Below are 22,533 nucleotides of genomic sequence, written 5' to 3' on the forward strand. Positions count from 1 at the left end.
TGTCCCACATGCAGTTCCCTCCACGGAAGGACATCACCATGAAGCTCCGCAAGCTCGCCTCGGTGGGCGTCACGCTCGGCCTCCTGGCCGGCGCCGTCGCACTCGCCGGACCGGCTTCGGCCGACCCTGTCTCGGGCAGCTACGTGCTCGTCGGGTCGGACACGCTGCAGGACTCGCTCAACGCGATCACCAACGGCACGTCCGTCACGGGCTCGTCCGTGCGCGTGTCGGCGGCAGGCAACTCCCTCGGCAACTTCGACGCGTTCGGCTCCGCCCGCATCCAGACCAAGCCGGGTGGCCCGTTCTTCGTCCGCCCCGCCGGCTCGGGCAACGGCGTGACCGCGCTGCGGAACTCGATCACGGGTGCGCCGAACAACGGCACGGTCATCACCGGCCAGATCGACATCGCCCGCTCGTCCAGCGGCCCCGGCACCAACGCCAACGCCGCCGGGCTCCTGCTTTACGTGCCCTACGGCCGTGACGCCCTCGCGTACGCCTACAAGGGTGACCCGGCGGCGCTCGCCAACATCACGGCCGCGCAGCTGACCTCGCTCTACACGGCCCCCAGCGTGGGTGCCGCGACGACGATCAACGGCGTCGTCGTCACCCCCCGCCTGCCCCAGAACGGCTCTGGCACCCGGTCGTTCTTCCTCGGTGCCATCGGCGTGACCGCGGCCACCCTCGGCGGCGCCGTCAACGACGTCAACAACACGACGCCCGAGAACGACGCGTCCGTGCTCGGCGCCAACGAGATCATCCCGTTCTCGGTCGCCAACTGGGTCGCGCAGTCCAACGGCGCCGCCCCCAGCACCATCGGCGCAACCGGCGTGCTGCTCGGCTCGCCGACCGGCGTGGCCGCGTTCACCGGCACCGCCCCGTCGCTCGCCCCGAACGCCGCCTACTACTCGAACACGACCTGGGGCCGCGACACGTACCTCGTCGCCGAGTACGCCCGCGTCAACCCGGCCGACGCGAAGTACGACGCCAACCTCGCCAAGCTCCTCGACCCGGCACAGGGCCTGTCCAGCCTGACCAGCTTCGGCAGCCTGCCGTCCACGCCGGGTGCCGTGAAGAAGAAGTTCGGCTTCCTCGCCCCGTCGTCGACCACCGCGATCCGCGCCTTCACCACCCTCTGACCGTTCGTCCCTGTCCCGCTCTCGCCAGCTTCAGCTCACAAGGAGAACTGACATGTCAGCACGAACAGTTCGACGCAGTCTTGCCGCGGGCGTGGTCGCGCTCGCCCTGATCGGCGCCGGCGCGGCCACCGCGTCCGCCGCCGACCAGGTCCCCGACGTCCCGCAGTTCGGCGGCACCCTCTTCCTCGCCGACGGGAGCACGGGCGAGGATGTCGCGCCCGGCGCCACGCTCGCCTACGACTTCCAGGCGATCGCGCTGCCGTCCGCCGGCGACCTGGTGGGGACGTTCCCGATTCCCGCCGGGGCCGAGACGGCCCGCACGTTCCTCGCGCCGCAGGGCCAGGAGGCGACGCCGTCCCAGTGGAACGCCGCCGCCGACATCAGCCTGACGCCCGGCGGGATCTACCTGCCGAACGTCACGCCGATCAACCAGCTCATCATCGGCAACGGCACCCCGGCCGGCACCAACGCGGTCAAGGCCGCCGGTGGCGACTACTCGATCGGCATCGCGTTCCTCAAGACCAACAACCTGGTCGTCGTCGCGGACGGTCTGTACTACGTCCACATCCACGTCACGCCCGGCACCGGCGCGTACACGTTCCAGCAGGTCGAGGTGGCCGCCGCGCCGCTCACGCCCAGCACGACGAGCCTCACCGCGCCCGCCACGGCCACCGCCGGCAACGCGGTGAGCCTGTCCGCGACGGTCGCCCCGGCCGCCGCGACCGGTTCCGTCGAGTTCTACGACGGCGCCACCCTTCTCGGCACCTCGCCGGTCGCGGCCGGTGCGGCGTCCCTCAACGTCGCGACCGGCTTCTCTGCCGGCAGCCACCCGATCACCGCGAAGTACCTCGGTGACTCGGCGTATGCGGGTTCGACCTCGGCTCCGAGCACGGTCGTCGTCGCCGGTCAGCCCGTCGCCACGACGGTCACGGTCGCGGCGACCTCGGCCACCGGTCAGGCGCTGACCCCCGCCACCATCACGGCGACGGTCGTGTCCGGCGACGCCTCCACCCCGACCGGCTCGGTCGCGTTCACGGGCTCCGTCGACGGCGGTCCGGTCCAGAACCTGGGCACCGCACCGGTCGGCGCGGGCGGCACCGCGTCGCTGACCAAGTCGAACCTCACGGTCGGCACCTGGACGTTCCAGGCGACCTTCGCCGGCACGGGCGTCTACACCGGTTCCGCCACCCAGGCGCCGGCCACGCTGGTGCTGGCCCAGGGCACCGGGGTCGCCGACCCGCAGACGGTCGACGTCACGATCCCGGCCGGCTCCATCGAGATCACGACGCCGTACACCCCGGCCAACCCGTTCGACCTCGGCACCGCCGTTCTCGACCAGGCCACGTCCACCTACTACGCCTCGGCCGCCTTCCCGAAGGCCGCTGACGCCCCGATCAAGATCACGGACACCCGTTCGGGCCAGCCGGGCTTCACCGCCACGGTCGTCTCGAGCGACTTCGTGTCCAGCACCGACGCGACCCAGACCTTCCCGGGGACGCACCTCGGCCTCACGGGCCTGACCAAGACGAGCCCGGCGGGCAACACCCTCTCGCTCGCCGACGTCGCGCTGACCGACAACGCCCCGGTGACCCCGGGTCTTGCCGCGCCGGCCACATTCGCGGTGTACCCGGCCCACAAGAACTCGGGCACCGTCGAGATCCGCGGGACGCTCGGCATCGCCGGTGTGCCGACCTCGGTCGAGGCGGGCACCTACCGCGCGACGGTCACCTTCACCGCGTTCTGACCGGTTCCCGCCCGCCGGGGTCCGTTCCCGGCGGGTGGGTCCGAGGGAGGCGGGGCGCACGTCGCCCCGCCTCCCGTTCGGCCGTTCTCCACCACGACGCACCCCACCAGGAGTGACCCACCGCATGTACCGACACCTGAGCACCGTGGCCGTCCGGGCGGCGGCCGTCGTGGCGCTCGGCGCGGCCCTCGCGTCCGGCTCGACCGCCGCCGCCGGCGCCGCCGCGCCCGCACCGACCCCCGAGGCGTCATCGCAAGCCGACGCAGGCACGGCCCCCTTGGTCACGTTCGGCATCTCGCCGGCGTCGGGCGGCCGCCCCGACACGCGCAGCTACGTCGCGCTGACGGCGCCCCCGGGCTCGGTCGTCTACGACGACATCGCCGTGCTGAACCAGTCGGACGTCCCGCTCGACCTCGACGTCTACGCGGCCGACGTCGCGAACGACAAGGCGGGCACGCTGGGCCTGCCCGCACGCTCGGTCGCCCCGAGCCGCGCGGGTTCCTGGCTGACGCTCGGCGCGAGCACGGTGAGCGTCGCGCCGCAGTCGACGACCGACGGCATCGGGTTCGTCGTCGTCCCGGTGACGATCACGATCCCGGCCGACGCTGAGCCGGGCGACCACGTCGCCGGTGTCGTCGCGGCGATGACCACGCAGGGCGCAGGCGGGGCCAACTCGCCCGCCGTCGACCTCGAGCAGCGGACCGGCGCGCGCATCTACGTAACGGTCGACGGCCCGCTGGAGCCCGGCCTCGCGGTGACCGACGTCCACGCCGGGTACGACGCCGGGCGCGCCCTGGGCGTCGCCGGCCCCGGGGCCCTGACGGTCACCTACACCCTGACGAACACGGGCAACGTCCGGTACGGCGTCGAACCGTCGGTGCGCGCCTCCGGACCGTTCGGCCTGCTCGCGCGCACCGCGGACGGCACGAAGGTCGACGAGCTCCTGCCGGGCGCGTCGGTCGAGCAGACCGTCGCCGTCCCCGAGGTGTGGCCGCTGGTCATCGAATCTGTGACGGTCTCGGCCGCCGCCGTCTCGACGCTCGGGCGCGACGACCCGGGGATCGGCACCGTCACCGGCTCGACCCGCGCCTGGGCGGTGCCGTGGCCGCTGCTCGTGCTCGTCGTGCTGCTGCTCAGCGCCTGGCTCGTCGTGCGCCGTCGTCGTCGTCGCCCGACCCCCCCTGCCCCCACCGCCAACCCGCCCGCACCGGCCGTCCCTCAGCTGGTGCCGTGAGACCGCACGCCCGCACGCCCCGCAGCTCCCCGCACCACCCGACGAGAGGAACACGACTCATGAGCCTGACCCGACTGGCCCGCGCCACCCTGGGCGCAACCCTCGCCGTTGCCCTGGCCGGCATCGGCATGGGGGCGGCCCACGCCGCCGACCAGATCACCCCCGACCAGTACTTCGGCGGCACCCTGTACCTCGCGGACGGGAGCACAGGCGAGGACGTCGCGACGAACGCCACGGTCGCCTACGACTTCCAGGCGATCGCCCTGCCGAGCGCCGGTGACCTCGCGGGGAAGTTCCCGATCCCGGCCGGCGCCGAGACGGTGCGCACCTTCATCTCCCCGCAGGGCAAGGAGTCGACGCCGGCGCAGTGGAACGCGGCGGCGGACATCAGCCTGACGCCCGGGGGGATCTACCTGCCCAACGTGACCCCGATCAACCAGCTCATCATCGGCAACGGCACCCCGGCGGGCACCAACGCGGTGAAGTCTGCCGGCGGTGACTTCTCGGTCGGTATCGCCTTCCTCAAGACCAACAACCTCGCCGTCGTCGACCACGGCCTCTACTACATCCACGTCCACGTCACGGCGGGTACCGGCGCGTACACCTACGCGCAGGTGGCGGGTGCCGGCACGCCGCCCACCGACCCGCCCACCGACCCGAACGGGACCGGCCACGACCTCTCCGCGCAAGTGACCGAGCCGCCCGTCGTGGACGGAGTCCTCTCGCTCGTCGCGCCGGCGGCGTCGTCGTCGACCATCGGCAACCCGGCCATCGTCAACGGGCTCTCGAAGTCGACAGGTGCGCTGGGCCAGCTGACCGTCCAGGACGGCCGCGCGGCGTCCAAGCCCGGCTGGACCCTGAGCACCTCCGGCGTCGCGAACTTCGTCAACGGGGCCACGACGATCAACAAGCAGCAGCTCGGCCTGGCACCCAAGAACGTCTCCGGCGTCGCGGCGACGCTCGGCGCCGCTCAGTCCGCCGGTTCGGCCACCTACCCGAGCCTGTTCGCGGAGCTGCCCGCCGGCACCGCCGGCGACTCGGTGCTCGATGCCGACCTGACGTTCGTCGCGCCGACGGGCACGCCCGCCGGCACCTACACCTCGACGCTCACGGTGACGCTCGTCTCGAAGTGACGTCCTGAACCGAACGGCGTGGGCCCTGCGGCCCACGCCGTTCGCGCGTCCACTCCTGTGCCGTCCTGCGTTCATCCCGTCGTCGCGACGACGCAGGCCGGCCGCCACGTCGACGGGCGTGAATGAAGCATGCTCGTCCCGCTCCTCGACCGTCGGCACGCCCACGGTCCCGTCCTTCGTGCCGTGCTCGCGCTGCTGGTCCTCGTTGCCGCGGGACTCGCCGTGGCCGCGCCGGCCCGGGCCGACGACACCGTCGGGATCGCGGGAGCGCCCAGCAACGGGACCGACCCCGACGGGCGCAGCCGGTACAGCTACCAGGTGCAGCCGGGCCAGCAGGTGGCCGACTTCTACCTGGTGCGCAACACGGGCACCACCGACCAGTCGGTCGAGCTCGTCGCGACCGACGCATACAACACCGACGACGGTGCGTTCGCGCTCCTGGCGACCGACGAGGAGCCGAAGGACGCGGGTGCGTGGGTGACGCTGCAGGACGGCCAGAAGCGTCTGACCGTCCCCTTGGCTCCGGGTGCGCAGCAGGTCGTCCCGTTCACGGTGACGGTCCCCGCCGACGCCCGCCCCGGCGACCACGCCGCAGGCCTGGTGGTGTCCGCGAGCGCGGTCGAGGGCCAGGTGAAGGTCGAGCGGCGGGTGGCCACCCGGATGTACGTGCGCGTCGCCGGGGAGCTGCAGCCGGTGCTGACGGTCGCGAGCATCACCGCCTCGGCACCGGCTGGCGCGAATCCCCTCACCGGCCCCAGCACCGTCACGGTCACCGTCCACAACACCGGCAACGTGGCCCTCGGCGCGACCCTCGCCGCAGGCGCGACGACGTGGTTCGGCGTGTCCGCCGCACGGGCCGTCCACGAGGAGGTTCCCGAGATCCTGCCGGGCGCCACCCGGGTGGTCACGCTGTCGGTGCCCGGCGTCGGACGCTCCGGTCTGCTGCGGCCCTACGTCGACCTGCAGCCGAACGTCGACCCGGCCGCCCTCGACCCCGGGCCGCTCGCGCCCGTGCACCGCGACACCACGGTCGTCGCCGTCCCGTGGATGCTCCTGGGGATCCTGGCGCTCGCGGTCGGGGGCTGGTTCGCGCTGCGGGCCCGGCGCCGCCGCGAGACCCGACGGGCGCAGGAGTGGATCGCGTTCACGCAGGAGGAGGCGCGGCGCGCCGCGGCCCTGGACGTCGCGCGATGAGCGGCGCCCGCGCCCTGCTCGTCGCGGCGCTCCTCATCGTCGGCGGCCTCGTGCTGGCGACACCTGCCGCTGCGGCCGACCTCGACCCCGACGGTGGCGAGGGCATCGGGCTGCAGGCCGTCGTCGGCGGGTCCGCGCCGGCGCCGGCCCCGGGAGCCGGCTCCGGCCTCTCGGCCGGGTCGGGCTCGGTCCCGGCCGACGTACCCCTGCCTCCCGACGCCGCGGTGGCCGAGCCGGTGGTCCCGCTCGACGTTTCCTCGGTGCTCGATGTCAGCGGCCTGCGGACCACCTACCGCGCGGCCCTCGACCCGACTGGCGGCCGCCTCGTCGTGCGGTTCGTCGTGCGCAACTCTTCGCACCGGACCGTGGACGCGTCTGCGCGGTTCTGGGCGACGACCGTCGCGGGGCACCGCATCGGCTCGGCGCCGAAGGTCCCCGTGAACGGGCTCGCCCCGGGTGAGTCGCGCACGGTCTCGCAGGACATCGACGGGGTCGGCCAGTGGACCCTCGTCACCGCGCACGCCGAGCTGGCGCCCGTCGCGCCGGCCGGAGCGCCGCCGGTCGAGCCGGTGGTCCGCGACCGCTCGATGCTGGTCGTGCCGTGGGCCGCGATCGTGCTCGTGCTCGTCGTCGCGGCCGGCGTCATCTCAGCGCGCCTGTCGGGCGACCGGGGACGTCCCCCGGTGACGCAGCCCGTGGCCGTCGCATGACGACGACGACCGACCGCCCGGTCGCGCCTGACAGCACGGCCCCGCCCGGCCCGCCGCCAGAACCGCCCGCCGAGCCCCCTGCCCGTCGGCCGCGTCCGCCACGCAAGATGCCCCGGTCGGTCGTGCCGCGGGCCGAGCTGACGCCGGCACAGCGCGTCGCCCGCGGCGTCGCCGCCCTCGTCGCGACGCTCCTGCTGACGTTCGTCGTCTACCTGACGGGCTTCAGCCAGCTGCAACACCTCGTGCTGCAGGAACGCCTCGCGATCCAGTTCGGCGAGGAGGGCGAGGCGGGAACGACGCCGGTGTCGGAGGGCACGTTCGACGGGGTGCTTCTCGCCGACGGCGCTCCCGTGGCCCGCATCCAGATCCCGTCGATCGGGGTCGACGAGATCGTCGCCGAGGGCACCACGTCGGGCGTGCTCATGGGAGGGCCCGGGCATCGCCGCGACTCCGTGCTGCCCGGCCAGGAGGGCGTCTCCGTCCTGATGGGTCGCGCTGCGGCGTTCGGTGGACCGTTCGCCCGCCTGCAGGAACTGCCGCCCGGGGCGACGTTCACCGTCCTGACCGGGCAGGGCGTGCAGCGGTTCGAGGTCGTGGGCCTGCGCTACGCCGGGGACCCGAGCCTGGCGCGGCCGAAGGCCGGCGAGTCGCGGCTGATCCTGGAGACCGCCCGGGGTCCGGCGTTCCTGCCGCAAGGCGTGGTGCGGCTCGACGCCCGGCTCGTCTCGGACCCGCGGCCGCCGGGCGGCCGGCAGACCCGACCCGCGACGCTCCCGCCCGAGCACAAGGAGATGGCTGGCGACCCCTCGACCACGTGGGCGCTCGTGCTGGCCCTGCAGCTGCTCGTCGTCGTCGAGGCCGGCGCCGTCTGGGCCACCCGGCGCGTCGGCGCGCGCCAGGCGTGGATCGTGTTCGTCCCCCTGACCGTGCTCGCCGCGCTGCTGGTCGCCGACCAGGGTGCGCGGCTCCTGCCGAACCTGATGTGAGAACGGAGCGCGATGTCCACCCCCACCCCCACCGCCGAGATGACCCAGGTGCTGCCGCAGGTCGTCGACCTCGACCCCTACCTGGCGCCCGCGCCGCAACCCGCGACGCCCGAGCCCAGCGGACCGCTGTCGGCGCTCGAGGCCCGCAACATCTCCGCATGGTTTGGTGACCACCAGGTCCTCGACCGGGTCTCGACCACGATGCCGGCGGGCCTGGTCACGTCGCTGATCGGGCCGTCGGGCTGTGGGAAGTCGACGTTCCTGCGCATCCTCAACCGGATGCACGAGCTCGTGCCGTCGGCGTCGCTGGCGGGGGAGGTGCTGCTCGACGGCGAGGACATCTACGACCCGGAGCGCAAGCTCGTCGAGGCCCGTCGGCGGATCGGCATGGTCTTCCAGAAGCCCAACCCGTTCCCGGCCATGTCGATCTACGACAACGTCGTCGCAGGGCTGCGCCTGACCGGCGTGCGGGCGGGCAGGGAGTCGAAGGACGTCCTCGTCGAGAGCTGCCTCACAAAGGCGGGACTCTGGAAGGAGGTGCGCGACCGGCTGCGGTCGCCCGGTGGCGGCCTGTCGGGCGGCCAGCAGCAGCGGCTGTGCATCGCGCGCTCGCTCGCGGTCCGGCCGCGCGTGCTGCTGATGGACGAGCCCTGCTCCGCGCTCGACCCGACGTCCACCCGGGTGATCGAGGAGACGATGCTCGAGCTGGTCAACGAGGTGACCATCGTCATCGTCACGCACAACATGCAGCAGGCCGCCCGCGTGTCCCAGCGCTGCGCGTTCTTCCTCGCCTCGCAGGGCACGCCTGGCGTCATCGTCGAGCACGGCGAGACGTCGGCGATGTTCGGGTCGCCGCAGGACGAGCGCACCGCGGCGTACGTCGAGGGCAGGTTCGGCTGACGCTTGGGTGGACGCCCTCAGGTGCCGATGTACCGGCGAACGAGTGATTCGACCCGGTTCCTGTCCGCTTCGTCCCTAAGCACACGCTTGTTACTCGTGTGACTGGTGTGACAGGTGTTCACTAATGAGGTTCTGGCCGGTAGCGTCCCTCGGGGCGGCCAGGTGGTCGCACCGCTTGTCGACGATCACTGGAGGCGGCCCGACGGCCGCCCGGCTGGAGGAACGTGAGCCCGCGCGCCGCATCTCGGTACCGACTGCCATCGGTGCTGGTGGCTGCTGTGCTCGTCGTGCCGATGCTCGGAGGGGTGGCCGTCGCGACCCCGCCGGCTCCCACTCCGCCCACTGCCCAGGACGTGCAGGACGCCAAGGGCGCGGTCGCGTCCGCGTCCCGGTCCGTCGCGGGCATGGAGGTCCGGCTCGCGCAGCTGAGCGCCGCCACCGACGCGGCCGAGCTCAAGGTCCAGCAGCTCGGGGACGCGTACACGCAGGCCCTCGCCGACGCCGACACCGCGCAGCAGGCCTCCCGCGACGCGAAGGCGGCGTCCGCGGCGGCCGACACCGACGCCGAGACGGCCCGCCGCCAGCTCGTCGCGATCGCCCGCGAGGCCGCCCGGTCCGGTGGCTCGACGGACCTGCTGCAGGCCGTGCTGTCGGCCGACGGGTTCCAGGACGTCGCCAACCGCAGCGCGTCGCTCGAGCGGATCAGCGGCAAGACCGACGAGGCCGTGCAGAAGTACCGCGCCTCCCAGCTCATCTCGGGGATGCTGGCCAAGCGCGCCCAGACGGCCGCCGACAAGGCGACCGCCGCCAAGGCCGCAGCCGCCGACGCCCTGACCGCCGCCGAGCAGGCCCAGAGCGACGCCGTCGCCGAGCAGGCGTCCGCCGCCGCCGAGCGCGACACCCTCATCGCCCAGCTCGCTGCGGCCCGCCAGACGAGCGCCGAGGTCGAGCGCGCCCGCCAGGACTTCCTCGACCAGCAGCGCCGCGACCGCGAGGACGCCGCCGCGAAGGCCGCCGCCTACCGCCCGCCGCCCGCTGCGGTCGCCCCGCCCGCGGCCGTCACCCCGCCGGCGACCACGCCGCCGCCGGCGACCACCACCCCGCCGGCCACGACCACCCCGCCGGCGACCACCACCCCGCCGGCCACCACCACTCCTCCCGTCACGACGCCGCCCCCGGTGACCACCCCGCCCGCCGTCAAGTACGGCCTCGGCACGGGCACGTCGCGCAGCTCCGCGGGCACCGCCGCCGCCGCGCTGGCGTGGGCGCAGACGAAGATCGGCCTGCCCTACGGCTGGGGCGACGCCGGCCCGAGCTCCTACGACTGCTCCGGCCTGACGATGCGCGCCTACCAGTCGGTCGGCATCAACCTGAACCGCACCACCCGGGACCAGTACAAGCAGATCCTCAAGATCAGCTACGACGACATGCGCCCCGGCGACCTCATCTTCTGGTCCACCGACCCCAACAACGTCGAGGCGATCTACCACGTGGCCATCTGGGCCGGGAACGGCCAGATCATGGAGGCCCCGCAGCCGCTGGCCCCGCTCCGCATGATCAAGATGCGCTGGGCAAGCACGATGCCGTACGCGGGCCGCCCGTAACCCCCTGCGCTTCCCCGCAACGTCCGCGCTCGTGTGGCCTATAGCGCCGACGAGTGCGGACGTTGCGCAACCCATCTCAGCAACGTCCGCACTCGTGGTGGCTATGGCGACCACGAGCGCGGACGTCCGGTCAGGGTCGCCAGCCTGCTCGGCGGAGGGCTCGCTCCACGGCGTCCAGGTGCCGGTCCGGGTGCAGACGAAGACCGAGGCTCGGGATGCGGAGCACGACGTCACCGCTCAAGGCGATCTCGTTGTGACGCAGGCTGTCCTCGACCCACCGGTCGGCGTCGAGGTGCCCGACGCCGTCGATCTCGACGACCACGCGCCATCGGCTCCATCGGACATCCAGGTACGCCCGTCCTCCTCGAGCCTCGACCACGACCTGCCGATCGGGCTCGGGGAGCCCGCGCCGACGGCAGTGAGCGGCGAAGTCGAGCTCGTTGAGGCTCGCGACGCCGTGGTCGATCTCTTGCAACAGACCCCGGAGCAGGGTGCGACGCCTGTCCCGACGCACGAGATCGAGCGCCTCGGCCACGGCTGACACCGTGGTCAGGCGCTGTTGGATCGGACTGATCAGGAGCAGGGCGGCCTCGCGATCGGTCCTCGCCCAGAGCGCAGCCTGGACGGTCGCGGTCGCGGGCAGCATGCGGACGACTCCCTCGGTGGTCACGTCGTCGTCCCGCCAGCGCCTCGTCTCGTGGACCCGGACGCCGCTGGGCGCCGGCACCGGGTGCGACGACTTCGGCGCCGCGACGTGAATGTGTCCGTCGTCGGTGATCCCCTGGAGCCCGCACGCGAGCAGGGCCGTGATGCCTGCCAGTGCGGCCCGGGGCGTGCTCCCGACGATCGAGCGCGGCGCACACTCCAGCACCGCGAGCCACCAGTCGACGAGCGAGCCATGCGGGGAAGGGAGGACCGCGAGAGTCTGCCGGCCCAGGGGTCGCCACCGCTCGCCACGGATCTCCGCGCGCACCTGAGCAGCCGTGAGTCCCAGCGAGCTCAGCTGTGACCTGGTCAGCAGCCCGGCCTGCTGACGCGCGTGCGACCGCGCGAGCTCGCGGCGCGCTCGACGCTCCGTCTCGTTCGTCATGGGGAGACGGTCCTCGTCGCGTACCGCCCGGACAGCCGTCAGCCAGGACCTGTGGATGACCCGCCGCCGAACGACCCTGTGGACGGCTCACCAACGTCCGCACTCGTGTTGCCTATGACCACCACGAGTGCGGACGCCACCGGTGAGAAATGCGCAACGTCCGCACTCGTTCGCCGTATAGCGAACACGAGTGCGGACGTTGCGGGAAAGCGAACAGCCCAGCGTCAGTGGCTGTAGTAGTTCGTGTCGATCGCGCGCTGGCGGCTGAGCTCGATCTCGGCCTCGGCCTCGGCGCGACCCGTCCAGTGGGCGCCCTCGACGGACTTGCCGGGCTCCAGGTCCTTGTACACCTCGAAGAAGTGCTGGATCTCGAGCCGGTGGAAGTCGGAGACGTCGTCGATGTCCTGCCGCCACGCGGCGCGCTGGTCGCCGGTGGGGACGCACAGGACCTTGTCGTCGCCGCCGGCCTCGTCGCGCATGCGGAACATGCCGAGAGCACGGCAGCGGATGAGGCAGCCCGGGAACGTGGGCTCCTCGAGCAGCACCAGAGCGTCCAACGGGTCGCCGTCCTCACCGAGGGTGCCCTCGATGAAGCCGTAGTCGTCGGGATAACGGGTCGAGGTGAACAGCATCCGGTCGAGCCGGATACGCCCCGTTGCGTGGTCCACCTCGTACTTGTTGCGCTGACCCTTAGGGATCTCGATCGTGACGTCGAACTCCACAGCTCTCCTCCGCCCGTGCGTCCGCGCCCGGGGGTTTCCGGGCCGGCGGTCGCAGCGACACTCGTCGTGCGGCGCGCCGGGTGTCAGGGGCGCCTTCGTCTCGGACAGTAGTCTGACGCACCGAACGGCCGGGAACGAGTGGGGACAGGGCGGGGTGGGGTGACGATGACCACAGCGGGACGGGTGGTGGGCACGGGCATGCTCGTCGTGGTGCTCGCCGCGGGCGCGTACGCCACCGCTGACGCCTACGACAAGGTCCCCGGCCTGGTCACGCTGGCCGCAGAGCCCGCGCCGCCGAACCCGTTCCCGACGGCTCCGGGTGCGGTCGAGCCGGCGGCGCTGGTTCCCGCCCTGACCGATCTCGACCCGCAGGTCCCGCTGCCGGGAGGCCCGACGTTGCAGGCCATGGTCGACGGGCTCGTCGCCGACCCGCGCATGGGCACCAGCGTCGGCGTCCTGATCCAGGACCAGCTCACGGGGGAGACCTTGGCCAGCCATCTTCCCGACGAGGGCCGCACGCCCGCGTCGACGGCGAAGCTGGTCACCGCGATCGCGGCGCTGAGCACGCTGAGCCCGGACATGACGCTGCCGACGACGGTGGTGCGCGGCGACGGCAACCGGATCGTGCTGGTCGGGGGCGGGGACATGATGCTGGCCGCGGGCGCCGGCGACCCGGCCGCGACCGAGGGGCACGCGGGCCTGGCCGAGCTCGCCGCGCAGACCGCCAAGACCCTGCAGCTCGAGGGTGCGACGACGGTCGAGCTCGGAGTCGACGACGGCCTGTTCACCGGCCCGCGGCTGAGCCCGGCCTGGAACCCGGCGGACATCGCCGCGGGGTTCGTCGCACCCGTGACCGCGCTCGCCGTGGACACGGCCAAGATCAAGCCCGGTGAGTACCCGCCGCGCTACGCGGACCCGTCGCTCGCGGCGGCGCGGACGTTCGCGGTGCGGCTCGCCGAGAACGGCATCACGGTCACCGGCTCGCCGTTCCGGGCGGACAAGCCGGCGAACGGCCGCGAGATCGGGCGGGTCGAGTCGGCCACGCTGGACAAGATCGTGCACCACTTCCTCGACACGTCGGACAACACCATCACCGAGGTGGTCTCGCGGCTGGTGGCCATCGACGAGGGGCTGCCGGCGACGTTCGACGGCGGCTCGGCGGCGGTGCTGCACGCGGTGGACGTCGCGGGCGTCGACACCACGGGGTCCCACCTGGTCGACGCGTCCGGCCTGGGCGCGGGGTCGATCCTGCCGCCCAGCCTGCTCACCGGTCTGGTCCGGCTCTCCACCGACCCGGCCAACCCCGACCTGCGTGACGTCGCGACGGGCATGCCGATCGGCGGCCTGACCGGGACGCTCTCCGACCGCTACACGCAGTCGCAGGCGCGCGGGATGGTGCGCGCGAAGACGGGAAGCCTCCCGCACGTCACCGCCCTGTCCGGCACCGTCCTCGACGCCGACTCGCGCCAGCTCGTCTTCGCCGTCCTGGCCGACGCCACTCCCGACGGCGGCCAGTGGGGCCCGCGGGCAGCGATCGACGAGTTCGTCACCAGGCTCGCGGCCTGCGGCTGCCGCTGACGGCTCTTGCGCCGACGGCGGAACGCACGCGGCGTGCGTGACGGCGCCGGTTACCGTGACGGTGTGGAGCCCTCCGGGAACGAAAAGAGCCTCGTCGACTGGCAGAAGGCCGCGGCGATCGCGGGACGCCTGGCGATGCCCGGCCCGACCGCCGAGCGAGGTCAGCTGGAGAGCCTCGTCGACGAGCTGCGCGMCGCGGCCGGCCGCGCGGCGGGGCACGTGGCGCGGATCGCGCAGCTCGAGGCAGCGGACGGCACCGACCCGAAGGACGTCTCGAACGTGCTGGTGGTCGACCGCCCGCGCTGGGCGCAGGCCAACGCGGAGATGTTCGGCGTGATGACGGGCGGCGTCCAGGCGCCCGCAGGCCCCGGCACGCGCGCCGCGGGTGCGCTCCAGGTGGGCGGCGTGCTCGCGCTGCTGTCCACCAAGGTGCTCGGCCAGTTCGACCCGTTCACGCCGCAGGCGGGCTACCACGGGCGCCTGCTCCTCGTCGCGCCCAACGTGCTGCACCACGAGCGCAAGCTCAAGGTCGACGGCTCCGACTTCCGCCTCTGGGTGGCCCTGCACGAGCAGACCCACGCGATGCAGTTCGCGGCCGCGCCGTGGCTCGCGGAACACGTGCGGTCGCGTGCGGCGGAGCTGCTCGCGGACCTGACGGGCGAGGGCGCCCGGGCCGACCTCATGGGATCCGTGACGAAGGCGTTCGGTGACGGCGGGATCCTCGACGCGCTCTCGCCGGAGCAGCGGACGGTGTTCGAGGAGGTCGGCGCCGTCATGGCCCTGCTCGAGGGCCACGCCGACGTGACGATGGACGAGGTCGGTCCGTCGGTCGTGCCGACCGTCAAGAACATCCGCCGGGCGTTCGACGCCCGCCGCGACAGCGCGTCCCAGGGCAAGGGGCTCGACCAGGTGCTGCGTCGCCTGCTGGGCCTGGACGCCAAGCTGGCGCAGTACCGCGACGGGGCGAAGTTCGTCCGGGAGGTGCGCAAGAAGGTCGGGACCTCGGGGTTCAACGCGGTCTTCGCGTCCGCGGACAACCTGCCGCAGCCCCGGGAGATCGCCGATCCCCGCGCCTGGGTGCGACGGGTGCACGGGTGACCGGTCCCGCTCCTGCGGTCGCCGCGGTCAGGTCGGCGGTCGCCGCGGCCCTCGAGGACGTCGGCCCGGGCGAGCTGGTGCTCGTCGCCTGCTCGGGCGGGGCGGACTCGCTCGCGCTCGCGGCGGGCGCGGCCTTCGTCGGTCGGAAGGCGGGCTGGCGGGTCGGGGCGGTCGTCGTCGACCACGGTCTGCAGGAGGGTTCCGACGACGTCGCGCAGGCCGCCGCGGCCGCGTGCGAGGGGCTCGGGCTCGACCCGGTGCAGGTGGTGCACGTCGACGTGACGGGTGCGGGCGGCCCCGAGGCGGCGGCCCGCGCGGCCCGCTACGAGGCCTTGGACGGGACGCAGGCGACCGCCGTGCTGCTCGGCCACACCCTCGACGACCAGGCGGAGACGGTCCTGCTCGGCCTCGCGCGCGGCTCGGGCGCCCGGGCGCTCGCGGGCATGCCGGCGGTCCGGGGCCGGTTCCGGCGCCCCCTGCTCGGGCTGCGTCGTGCGGACACCGAGGCGGCGTGCGCGGCCCAGGGGCTCACGCCCTGGCAGGACCCGACGAACGACGGCTCGCACGCGGACGCGCCCCTGCGTAGCCGGGTCCGTGCCGAGGTGCTGCCCACGCTCGAACGCGTCCTCGGCCCCGGGGTCGCGCAGGCGCTGGCCCGGACCGCCGCCCAGCTGCGCGAGGACGCGGACGTGCTGGACGGCCTCGCCGACGCGCTCGTGCAGGAGCTGGGGGCGAACGCCGACGGGCTGGACGTCGAGGTCCTGGCGAACGCCCCGGACGCCGTGCGCCGACGCGCCCTGCGCACCGCGATCATCGCCGCGGGCAGCCCGGCGGGCGCGCTGAGCAGGGACCACGTCCTGGCCGTCGACGCACTGGTCACCCTCTGGCACGGGCAGGGTCCGGTCGCACTTCCCGGCGGGGTGGCCGCACGCCGGGCGTATGGCAGGCTTGCACTCGGCCAGGCGGACCTCAGCGCCCAGCCGTAGCACGACAACAAGGAGCGACTTCGGTGGACCCGGCGGACATGGGAGACGACCTCGAGCGGGTGCTCCTCTCTGAAGAGCAGCTGCACGGTCGTCTCGACGAGATCGCGGCGCAGGTCGACGCCGACTACGCGGGCAAGGACCTCCTCCTGGTGGGCGTGCTCAAGGGTGCCGTGATGGTCATGGCCGACCTCGCGCGGCGCCTGCACTCGCCGGTCCAGATGGACTGGATGGCGGTGTCCTCCTACGGGTCGGGCACCAAGTCGTCCGGCGTCGTCCGCATCCTCAAGGACCTCGACGCGGACCTCACCGGGCGCCACGTCCTGATCGTCGAGGACATCATCGACTCGGGCCTGACCCTGTCCTGGCTGCTGTCCAACCTGCGCTCCCGCGGCCCCGCGACCGTCGAGGTCGCGACCATGCTGCGCAAGCCCGAGGCGGCCAAGGTCGAGGTCGACGTGCGCTACGTCGGGTTCGACATCCCCAACGAGTTCGTCGTCGGATACGGCCTCGACTACGCGGAGAAGTACCGCAACCTGCCGTTCGTCGGCACGCTCGCGCCCAAGGTCTACGGGGCCTGAGCAGCGCCGGGACGCGCTCGCGCTCGTGTGCGCCCTCGGTGAACACGGTCGGGCGAGGCCAGGTTCATCGGGTAACTTCGAGCAACCAGACCCGCGAGCGGAGGATGAGGGGCTCGGCCCCGATCACCCATGAACGTCAAGCGCCTTTCTCGTAGCCTCCTGCTGTGGATCTCCCTCGCGGTGGTCCTGGCGGTGTTCGGATTCAGCTCGATCAACCAGCCCAAGGTCAGCAGCATCGACACCTCCGACGGCATGTCCCTGATCGCGGACGGCAAGGTCGAGCAGGCCAAGATCACCGAGGGCGTCCAGCGCGTCAACCTCACGCTCGCCGAGGACTTCGTCAAGGACGACAAGAACTTCGGCAAGCTGGTCCAGTTCAACTACGTCGTCCCGCAGGGCGAGTCCGTGGTGAACGCGATCGCCGAGGCCAACCCCAAGGACGGCTACACGTCCGACGTCCCGCAGAGCCCGTGGTGGCTCAGCGTCCTGACGTTCCTGATCCCGCTGATCATCATCATCGGCCTGTTCTTCTTCCTGAGCTCGCAGATGCAGGGCGGCGGCTCGCGGGTGATGAGCTTCGGCAAGTCGCGCGCCAAGCTCGTCAACAAGGAGTCCCCGCAGGTCACGTTCGCGGACGTCGCGGGTGTCGACGAGGCCGTCGAGGAGCTGCAGGAGATCAAGGACTTCCTGGCCGAGCCCGCCAAGTTCCAGGCGGTCGGGGCCAAGATCCCCAAGGGCGTGCTGCTGTACGGCCAGCCTGGAACCGGCAAGACCCTGCTCGCGCGGGCGGTCGCCGGTGAGGCCGGGGTGCCGTTCTACTCGATCTCCGGCTCGGACTTCGTCGAGATGTTCGTCGGCGTCGGCGCCAGCCGTGTGCGCGACCTGTTCGACCAGGCCAAGCAGAACGCCCCGGCGATCATCTTCATCGACGAGATCGACGCGGTCGGTCGGCACCGTGGCGCCGGCATGGGCGGCGGGCACGACGAGCGCGAGCAGACGCTCAACCAGATGCTCGTCGAGATGGACGGCTTCGACGCCAACGCGAACGTCATCCTCATCGCGGCGACCAACCGCCCCGACATCCTCGACCCCGCGCTGCTGCGCCCGGGCCGCTTCGACCGCCAGGTCGCCGTGGACGCCCCCGACCTGAAGGGCCGCGAGCGGATCCTCCAGGTGCACTCGCAGGGCAAGCCGATGGCGCCGCACGTCGACCTCAACGTCGTCGCGCGCCGCACGCCCGGGTTCACGGGTGCGGACCTGGCCAACGTGCTCAACGAGGCGGCACTGCTCACCGCGCGCACGGGCCAGCAGATCATCACCGACGTGACGCTGGACGAGGCGATCGACCGGGTCATCGCCGGCCCGCAGAAGCGCACCCGGGTGATGAACCCCAAGGAGATCAAGATCACCGCGTACCACGAGGGTGGGCACGCCCTGGTGGCGACCGCGCTGCGGTACACCGACCCTGTCACCAAGGTGACGATCCTGCCGCGAGGCCGCGCGCTCGGGTACACGATGGTCATGCCGACCGAGGACAAGTACTCGACCACCCGCAACGAGCTGCTGGACACGCTGGCCTACGCCATGGGTGGCCGCGTCGCCGAGGAGCTCGTGTTCCACGACCCGACGACGGGCGCCAGCAACGACATCGAGAAGGCGTCGGCCACGGCCCGCAAGATGGTCACGCAGTTCGGCATGAGCGCCCGCCTCGGCGCGATCCAGCTGGGTCAGGCGTCCGGCGAGGTGTTCATGGGCCGCGACATGGGCCACCAGCGTGACTACTCCGAGGACGTCGCCGCGTCGATCGACCTCGAGGTGCGCGCCCTGATCGAGCGGGCGCACGACGAGGCCTGGGAGATCCTGGTCGAGTACCGCGACGTCCTGGACGCGCTCGTGCTCGAGCTGCTCGACAAGGAGACGCTCAACCAGGAGCAGCTCGCCAGGATCTTCGAGCCGATCACCAAGCGCCCGCCGCGCCAGGTGTGGCTGTCCAGCGACCAGCGCGCCGTCTCGGACCGCCCGCCGGTGATGACGCCCGCCGAGCTCGCAGCGCGCAACGGCAAGCCGATCATCCCCGAGGACGAGGCCGCCGAGGCGTTCGGGTTCCCCGGTGAGCAGATCGTGCAGCTCCCGCCCGGCCAGACCCCGGACGCGTGACCGTGGGCGACATCGGTCCCGCCACCGCGCACAAGGGCTCCGCGATCGGCGAGTACGACCAGGACCGCGTCGAGGCCGCCATCCGCGAGCTGCTCATCGCCGTCGGCGAGGACCCCGACCGCGAGGGTCTGCGCGAGACGCCGGCCCGTGTGGCCCGCTCCTACAAGGAGATCTTCGCCGGTCTCTTCCAGGAGCCGGCGGACGTCCTGACGACGACCTTCGACCTCGGCCACGACGAGATGGTCCTGGTCAAGGACATCGAGGTCTACTCCACCTGCGAGCACCACCTGGTCCCGTTCCACGGGGTCGCGCACGTGGGCTACATCCCGGGCGTCGACGGCCGCATCACCGGGCTGAGCAAGCTCGCCCGGCTGGTCGACGTGTTCGCGCGCCGCCCGCAGGTGCAGGAGCGCCTCACCGCGCAGATCGCCGACGCCCTCGTCGCCGAGCTCCAGCCGCGCGGCGTGCTCGTCGTCGTGGAGTGCGAGCACCTGTGCATGTCGATGCGCGGCGTCCGGAAGCCCGGCTCCCGCACCGTGACGTCCGCGGTCCGTGGGCAGATGCGTGACGTCGCGACGCGGGCCGAGGCCATGAGCCTCGTGCTCGGCCGCTGACGCACCTCGAGCGCCATGACGGGCACCCCTAGGCTCGGCAGGGTGATGGGTCTCCCGGACGTCGGTCGGACCCTCGTGATGGGCGTCGTCAACGTCACGCCCGACTCGTTCTCCGACGGCGGCCGCTGGTTCACGCCGTCCGCGGCCGTCGCGCACGGGCTCGAGCTCCTCGCGCAGGGCGCCGACCTGCTGGACGTCGGCGGCGAGTCCACCCGGCCCGGCGCACGTCGCGTCCCGGTGCAGGACGAGCTCGACCGCGTCCTGCCGGTCATCGACGGGCTCGTCGCCCGCGGCGCAGTCGTCAGCGTCGACACCACCCGCGCGGTCGTGGCGCGCGAGGCCGTGGCGCGGGGCGCGCGCCTGGTCAACGACGTCTCGGGCGGTCTGGCCGACGACGACATGTACGGGGTGGTCGCCGAGACCGGGACCGCGTACGTCGCCATGCACTGGCGTGGGCACGCGGACGTCATGGACGACCTCGACGACTACGACGACGTGGTCAGCGACGTCCGGCGCGAGCTGGCCGCCCGGGTCGCGGGCCTGCGCGCGGCCGGGGTGCGCGACGAGCAGGTGGTGCTCGACCCGGGCCTCGGGTTCGCGAAGGCGGGCGCGAGCAACTGGCCGCTGCTGGCGCGGCTGCCCGAGCTCGTCGCCGACGGCTTCCCCGTGCTGGTCGGCGCGAGCCGCAAGCGCTTCCTCGGACACCTGCTGGCGGGGGCCGACGGGGAGCCGGCGCCGCCCCTGGCGCGCGACCGCGCGACCGCCGCGGTCTCCGCCCTGGCCGCGGTCGCGGGGGCTTGGTGCGTCCGGGTGCACGAGGTGGCAGGCTCGGCCGATGCGGTACGGGTGGCCGCCGCCTGGCAGTCCGGGCGTGCCGTGGCCCCCACGGACCTGCCCGACGACGAGCTCGCAGTGGACGAGGACGCACGAACCGGAGGGAGCACGCGGTGACCACCGACGAGCAGTGGGAAGGCGGCGTCCTGGACGGCGGGGGCCGGCTGCTGGACCAGATCCGGCTCACGGGCATCACGGCCACCGGCTATCACGGCGTGTTCGAGTTCGAGCGCCGCGAGGGCCAGACCTTCGTCGCGGACGTCGTCGTGCACATGGACACCCGGCGCGCCGCGGCCCGCGACGACCTGGCGCACACCCTCCACTACGGCGTGCTCGCCGAGCAGGTCTCCGCGGTCCTGTCGGGCGAGCCCGTCGACCTCGTCGAGACCGTCGCCGAGCGCATCGCCGCCACCGTCCTGTCGCACGCGATCGTCCAGGCCGTCGACGTCAGCGTGCACAAGCCGCAGGCGCCCATCGAGGTGCCGTTCGGGGACGTCGTCGTGCGGATCCGTCGCGACCGCGCCAAGCTGCCCGCCGCCGAGCCGTACCTGCCGCGCACGCAGTCCGAGGCGCAGGCTCCCGTCCGGCACACCCCCACGCCGACGGCGACGTTCCCGGTGACCCCGGCGCCGGGCGCCCCGCTGGTCGCGGGGGTCGCGGCCGCGGCCGGGGTGCCTCCCGTTCCCCCGCCGCCCGCACCCCCCGCTCCGCCCGTCGTCGCGCCGCCGGTGCCGGTCGCCGCTGCCGGGGCCGTGATCCCGCCGACCATCCCGTGGTCGGACATCGTGCAGCCGATCGGTGCCGACCTGCCGGGCGCCCCCGGCGGGCTGTCGAGCGAGGGTCCGGACGGTGCGGTCGCCGCCGTCGTGCCGACGACCTTCGAGCCGACGGGGCTCACACCGACGCCGCTCACGCCGCCGCCTGCACCGGCGCCGCTCACGCCTCCCGAGCCCGTCGCAGACGTCGACGACGAGCCGTCTCCGTCCGACGCCCCGACCGGCGACGTCCCGCTCGTCGCCGCGGCTGCGGGTGCGCAGGACGTCGGGACCGGCGGCACCCAGCTCGTCGAGACGAGCAGCGACGCGGTCGTCGGCGAGATCGTGACCGACGCGCTGGACCTCGCGCCCGCCTCCGTCGCGGACGTGGTGCTGGCCCTCGGCGCGAACCTCGGGGCGGCGCAGGACACGCTGCGCGCCGCGGTCGACGCGCTCTCGCACACGCCGGGCCTCGAGGTGGTCCAGGTGTCGCCGCTCGCGCGGACGGCGGCGGTCGGTGGGCCCGAGCAGCCCGACTACCTGAACGCGGTGGTGCTGGCGCGCACGCTGCTCTCGCCGCGCGAGCTCCTGCGGGTGACCCAGGCGATCGAGCAGAACCACGGCCGGGTCCGCGAGGAGCACTGGGGGCCGCGCACGCTCGACATCGACATCGTCGTCTACGGCTCCGTGCTGGCCGTGACGGACGACCTCGAGCTGCCGCACCCGCGGGCGCACGAGCGTGCGTTCGTGCTGGAGCCGTGGGCGCAGGTGGACCCGCACGCGATCCTGCCCGGGCTCGGCGGGGGACCCGTGGCGGCGCTGGCCGCCACGGCGCCGGACCGCGAGGGCATCCGCTGGCTCGCGCTCGACTGGCTGACGGCCGCGCAGTCGACGGCGACGACCGACGACGATGCGACCGACGACGGTGAGGCACCGCCGTCGTGATGCACAGCACCCGCTGGCAGACCCTCCTGCTCACCGCGGCGGTGGTCGCGGTCGGCACCTGGATCGTCCTGCGTTCGATGGCCTCACGCGGCGCGCTGCCCCCGAACGTGCCGTGGCTCGTGGTCGTCGTCGAGCTCGGCATCGCGGCCGTCGTCTTCGTGCTCGGGTGGCAGGTGCGCCAGTACCTGCAGGGCAAGCGGCCCAACCTCGACGCGCTGCGCGCGGCCCGCACGGTCGTGCTCGCCAAGGCCTCCTGCTACACGGGCGCCCTGCTGACCGGCTGGTACGGCGGACAGGTGCTCGCGCTGCTCACGGGCACCGACGAGCCCGGCAACGGTGGGCGGACGCTGTCGGCGGCGATCGCGATGCTCGGCGGCGTCGTGCTCGCGGTGGTCGGTCTGGTGGTCGAGCGGTTCTGCCGGATCCCGCCGCCCGAGGCCGGCGCCGACTCGGCCCGCGAACGCCCGGCGCCGGACCCGACCACGCTGTGACGGACGCGCGCCGGCGCGATCCCGCGCGGTGACAGGATGGGCAC

Annotated in this window: 20 protein-coding genes; 18 read left to right on the forward strand and 2 right to left on the reverse strand. The window is 73.2% G+C overall.

Features of this window, described 5'->3' with window-relative positions; all coding sequences use genetic code 11:
• The first annotated feature begins 38 nt into the window (after positions 1-38).
• From AC1DUE_RS12100 to AC1DUE_RS12140, 9 genes are all read left to right on the forward strand, one after another.
• On the forward strand, positions 39-1,136 hold the full coding sequence (locus tag AC1DUE_RS12100; RefSeq protein WP_477039674.1) for a hypothetical protein: 1,098 nt from the start codon (positions 39-41) through the stop codon (positions 1,134-1,136).
• Between the two features lie 52 nt (positions 1,137-1,188).
• Positions 1,189-2,880 carry an Ig-like domain repeat protein gene (locus AC1DUE_RS12105; RefSeq protein WP_477039675.1) on the forward strand — a complete coding sequence of 564 codons (1,692 nt, stop codon included), beginning with the start codon at positions 1,189-1,191 and terminating at the stop codon, positions 2,878-2,880.
• 124 nt (positions 2,881-3,004) lie between these two features.
• A complete protein-coding gene (locus tag AC1DUE_RS12110; protein WP_477039676.1) occupies positions 3,005-4,114 on the forward strand; it encodes a hypothetical protein in 1,110 nt (369 codons plus the stop codon).
• A 59-nt stretch (positions 4,115-4,173) separates the two neighbouring features.
• The gene (locus tag AC1DUE_RS12115; protein WP_477039677.1) at positions 4,174-5,247 is read left to right on the forward strand and encodes a hypothetical protein; all 1,074 of its coding nucleotides are present in this window, start codon (positions 4,174-4,176) and stop codon (positions 5,245-5,247) included.
• 129 nt (positions 5,248-5,376) lie between these two features.
• Entirely contained in the window at positions 5,377-6,441 is a 1,065-nt protein-coding gene (locus AC1DUE_RS12120; RefSeq protein WP_477039678.1) for a hypothetical protein, read from the forward strand.
• Positions 6,438-7,151 (forward strand): hypothetical protein, encoded by a 714-nt coding sequence (locus AC1DUE_RS12125; RefSeq protein WP_477039679.1) that lies wholly within the window; start codon positions 6,438-6,440, stop codon positions 7,149-7,151. Before AC1DUE_RS12120 ends, AC1DUE_RS12125 begins: the two co-directional genes overlap by 4 nt.
• A gap of 107 nt (positions 7,152-7,258) precedes the next feature.
• Positions 7,259-8,137 carry a sortase gene (locus AC1DUE_RS12130; protein WP_477039680.1) on the forward strand — a complete coding sequence of 293 codons (879 nt, stop codon included), beginning with the start codon at positions 7,259-7,261 and terminating at the stop codon, positions 8,135-8,137.
• A gap of 12 nt (positions 8,138-8,149) precedes the next feature.
• Positions 8,150-9,037, forward strand: coding sequence for a phosphate ABC transporter ATP-binding protein (locus AC1DUE_RS12135; RefSeq protein ID WP_477039681.1), 888 nt, complete (start codon positions 8,150-8,152; stop codon positions 9,035-9,037).
• A gap of 269 nt (positions 9,038-9,306) precedes the next feature.
• The gene (locus AC1DUE_RS12140) at positions 9,307-10,641 is read left to right on the forward strand and encodes a C40 family peptidase (protein WP_477039682.1); all 1,335 of its coding nucleotides are present in this window, start codon (positions 9,307-9,309) and stop codon (positions 10,639-10,641) included.
• 130 nt (positions 10,642-10,771) lie between these two features.
• Here the strand turns inward: AC1DUE_RS12140 and AC1DUE_RS12145 are convergent, their stop codons facing one another.
• Both AC1DUE_RS12145 and AC1DUE_RS12150 read right to left on the reverse strand, forming a co-directional pair.
• Positions 10,772-11,731, reverse strand: coding sequence for a hypothetical protein (locus tag AC1DUE_RS12145; protein WP_477039683.1), 960 nt, complete (start codon positions 11,729-11,731; stop codon positions 10,772-10,774).
• A gap of 224 nt (positions 11,732-11,955) precedes the next feature.
• Positions 11,956-12,453, reverse strand: coding sequence for an inorganic diphosphatase (locus AC1DUE_RS12150; protein WP_477039684.1), 498 nt, complete (start codon positions 12,451-12,453; stop codon positions 11,956-11,958).
• Positions 12,454-12,618: 165 nt separating this feature from the next.
• On the opposite strand from AC1DUE_RS12150, the gene AC1DUE_RS12155 reads away from it, so the two are divergent.
• From AC1DUE_RS12155 to AC1DUE_RS12195, 9 genes are all read left to right on the forward strand, one after another.
• Positions 12,619-14,031, forward strand: a complete 1,413-nt coding sequence (locus AC1DUE_RS12155) for a D-alanyl-D-alanine carboxypeptidase/D-alanyl-D-alanine-endopeptidase (protein ID WP_477039685.1) — start codon at positions 12,619-12,621, stop codon at positions 14,029-14,031.
• Between the two features lie 63 nt (positions 14,032-14,094).
• Positions 14,095-15,129, forward strand: a complete 1,035-nt coding sequence (locus AC1DUE_RS12160; RefSeq protein ID WP_477039686.1) for a zinc-dependent metalloprotease — start codon at positions 14,095-14,097, stop codon at positions 15,127-15,129.
• On the forward strand, positions 15,126-16,115 hold the full coding sequence (tilS, locus tag AC1DUE_RS12165) for a tRNA lysidine(34) synthetase TilS (RefSeq protein ID WP_477039687.1): 990 nt from the start codon (positions 15,126-15,128) through the stop codon (positions 16,113-16,115). Before AC1DUE_RS12160 ends, tilS begins: the two co-directional genes overlap by 4 nt.
• Before the next feature lie 23 nt (positions 16,116-16,138).
• On the forward strand, positions 16,139-16,693 hold the full coding sequence (gene hpt / locus AC1DUE_RS12170) for a hypoxanthine phosphoribosyltransferase (RefSeq protein ID WP_477039688.1): 555 nt from the start codon (positions 16,139-16,141) through the stop codon (positions 16,691-16,693).
• Between the two features lie 129 nt (positions 16,694-16,822).
• Entirely contained in the window at positions 16,823-18,850 is a 2,028-nt protein-coding gene (ftsH, locus tag AC1DUE_RS12175; RefSeq protein WP_477039689.1) for an ATP-dependent zinc metalloprotease FtsH, read from the forward strand.
• The gene (gene folE / locus AC1DUE_RS12180; protein ID WP_477039690.1) at positions 18,847-19,464 is read left to right on the forward strand and encodes a GTP cyclohydrolase I FolE; all 618 of its coding nucleotides are present in this window, start codon (positions 18,847-18,849) and stop codon (positions 19,462-19,464) included. Before ftsH ends, folE begins: the two co-directional genes overlap by 4 nt.
• Positions 19,465-19,509: 45 nt before the next feature.
• Positions 19,510-20,415 carry a dihydropteroate synthase gene (gene folP, locus AC1DUE_RS12185; RefSeq protein WP_477039791.1) on the forward strand — a complete coding sequence of 302 codons (906 nt, stop codon included), beginning with the start codon at positions 19,510-19,512 and terminating at the stop codon, positions 20,413-20,415.
• Entirely contained in the window at positions 20,412-21,998 is a 1,587-nt protein-coding gene (gene folK / locus AC1DUE_RS12190; RefSeq protein ID WP_477039691.1) for a 2-amino-4-hydroxy-6-hydroxymethyldihydropteridine diphosphokinase, read from the forward strand. The genes folP and folK overlap by 4 nt, the downstream gene beginning before the upstream one ends.
• Positions 21,998-22,489 carry a DUF3180 domain-containing protein gene (locus AC1DUE_RS12195; protein ID WP_477039792.1) on the forward strand — a complete coding sequence of 164 codons (492 nt, stop codon included), beginning with the start codon at positions 21,998-22,000 and terminating at the stop codon, positions 22,487-22,489. The genes folK and AC1DUE_RS12195 overlap by 1 nt, the downstream gene beginning before the upstream one ends.
• Positions 22,490-22,533 lie beyond the last annotated feature (44 nt).

It is taken from the genome of Cellulomonas sp. P4_A2 (assembly GCF_056402515.1).

Excerpts from the sequence above, each read along its gene's own strand:
- AC1DUE_RS12100 (WP_477039674.1), top strand. The coding sequence starts at position 39 with ATGAAGCTCCGCAAGCTCGCCTCGGTGGGCGTCACGCTCGGCCTCCTG.
- AC1DUE_RS12105 (WP_477039675.1), top strand. The coding sequence starts at position 1,189 with ATGTCAGCACGAACAGTTCGACGCAGTCTTGCCGCGGGCGTGGTCGCG.
- AC1DUE_RS12110 (WP_477039676.1), top strand. The coding sequence starts at position 3,005 with ATGTACCGACACCTGAGCACCGTGGCCGTCCGGGCGGCGGCCGTCGTG.
- AC1DUE_RS12115 (WP_477039677.1), top strand. The coding sequence starts at position 4,174 with ATGAGCCTGACCCGACTGGCCCGCGCCACCCTGGGCGCAACCCTCGCC.
- AC1DUE_RS12120 (WP_477039678.1), top strand. The coding sequence starts at position 5,377 with ATGCTCGTCCCGCTCCTCGACCGTCGGCACGCCCACGGTCCCGTCCTT.
- AC1DUE_RS12125 (WP_477039679.1), top strand. The coding sequence starts at position 6,438 with ATGAGCGGCGCCCGCGCCCTGCTCGTCGCGGCGCTCCTCATCGTCGGC.
- AC1DUE_RS12130 (WP_477039680.1), top strand. The coding sequence starts at position 7,259 with ATGCCCCGGTCGGTCGTGCCGCGGGCCGAGCTGACGCCGGCACAGCGC.
- AC1DUE_RS12135 (WP_477039681.1), top strand. The coding sequence starts at position 8,150 with ATGTCCACCCCCACCCCCACCGCCGAGATGACCCAGGTGCTGCCGCAG.
- AC1DUE_RS12145 (WP_477039683.1), bottom strand. The coding sequence starts at position 11,731 with ATGACGAACGAGACGGAGCGTCGAGCGCGCCGCGAGCTCGCGCGGTCG.
- AC1DUE_RS12155 (WP_477039685.1), top strand. The coding sequence starts at position 12,619 with ATGACCACAGCGGGACGGGTGGTGGGCACGGGCATGCTCGTCGTGGTG.
- ftsH (WP_477039689.1), top strand. The coding sequence starts at position 16,823 with ATGAACGTCAAGCGCCTTTCTCGTAGCCTCCTGCTGTGGATCTCCCTC.
- folP (WP_477039791.1), top strand. The coding sequence starts at position 19,510 with ATGGGTCTCCCGGACGTCGGTCGGACCCTCGTGATGGGCGTCGTCAAC.
- AC1DUE_RS12195 (WP_477039792.1), top strand. The coding sequence starts at position 21,998 with ATGCACAGCACCCGCTGGCAGACCCTCCTGCTCACCGCGGCGGTGGTC.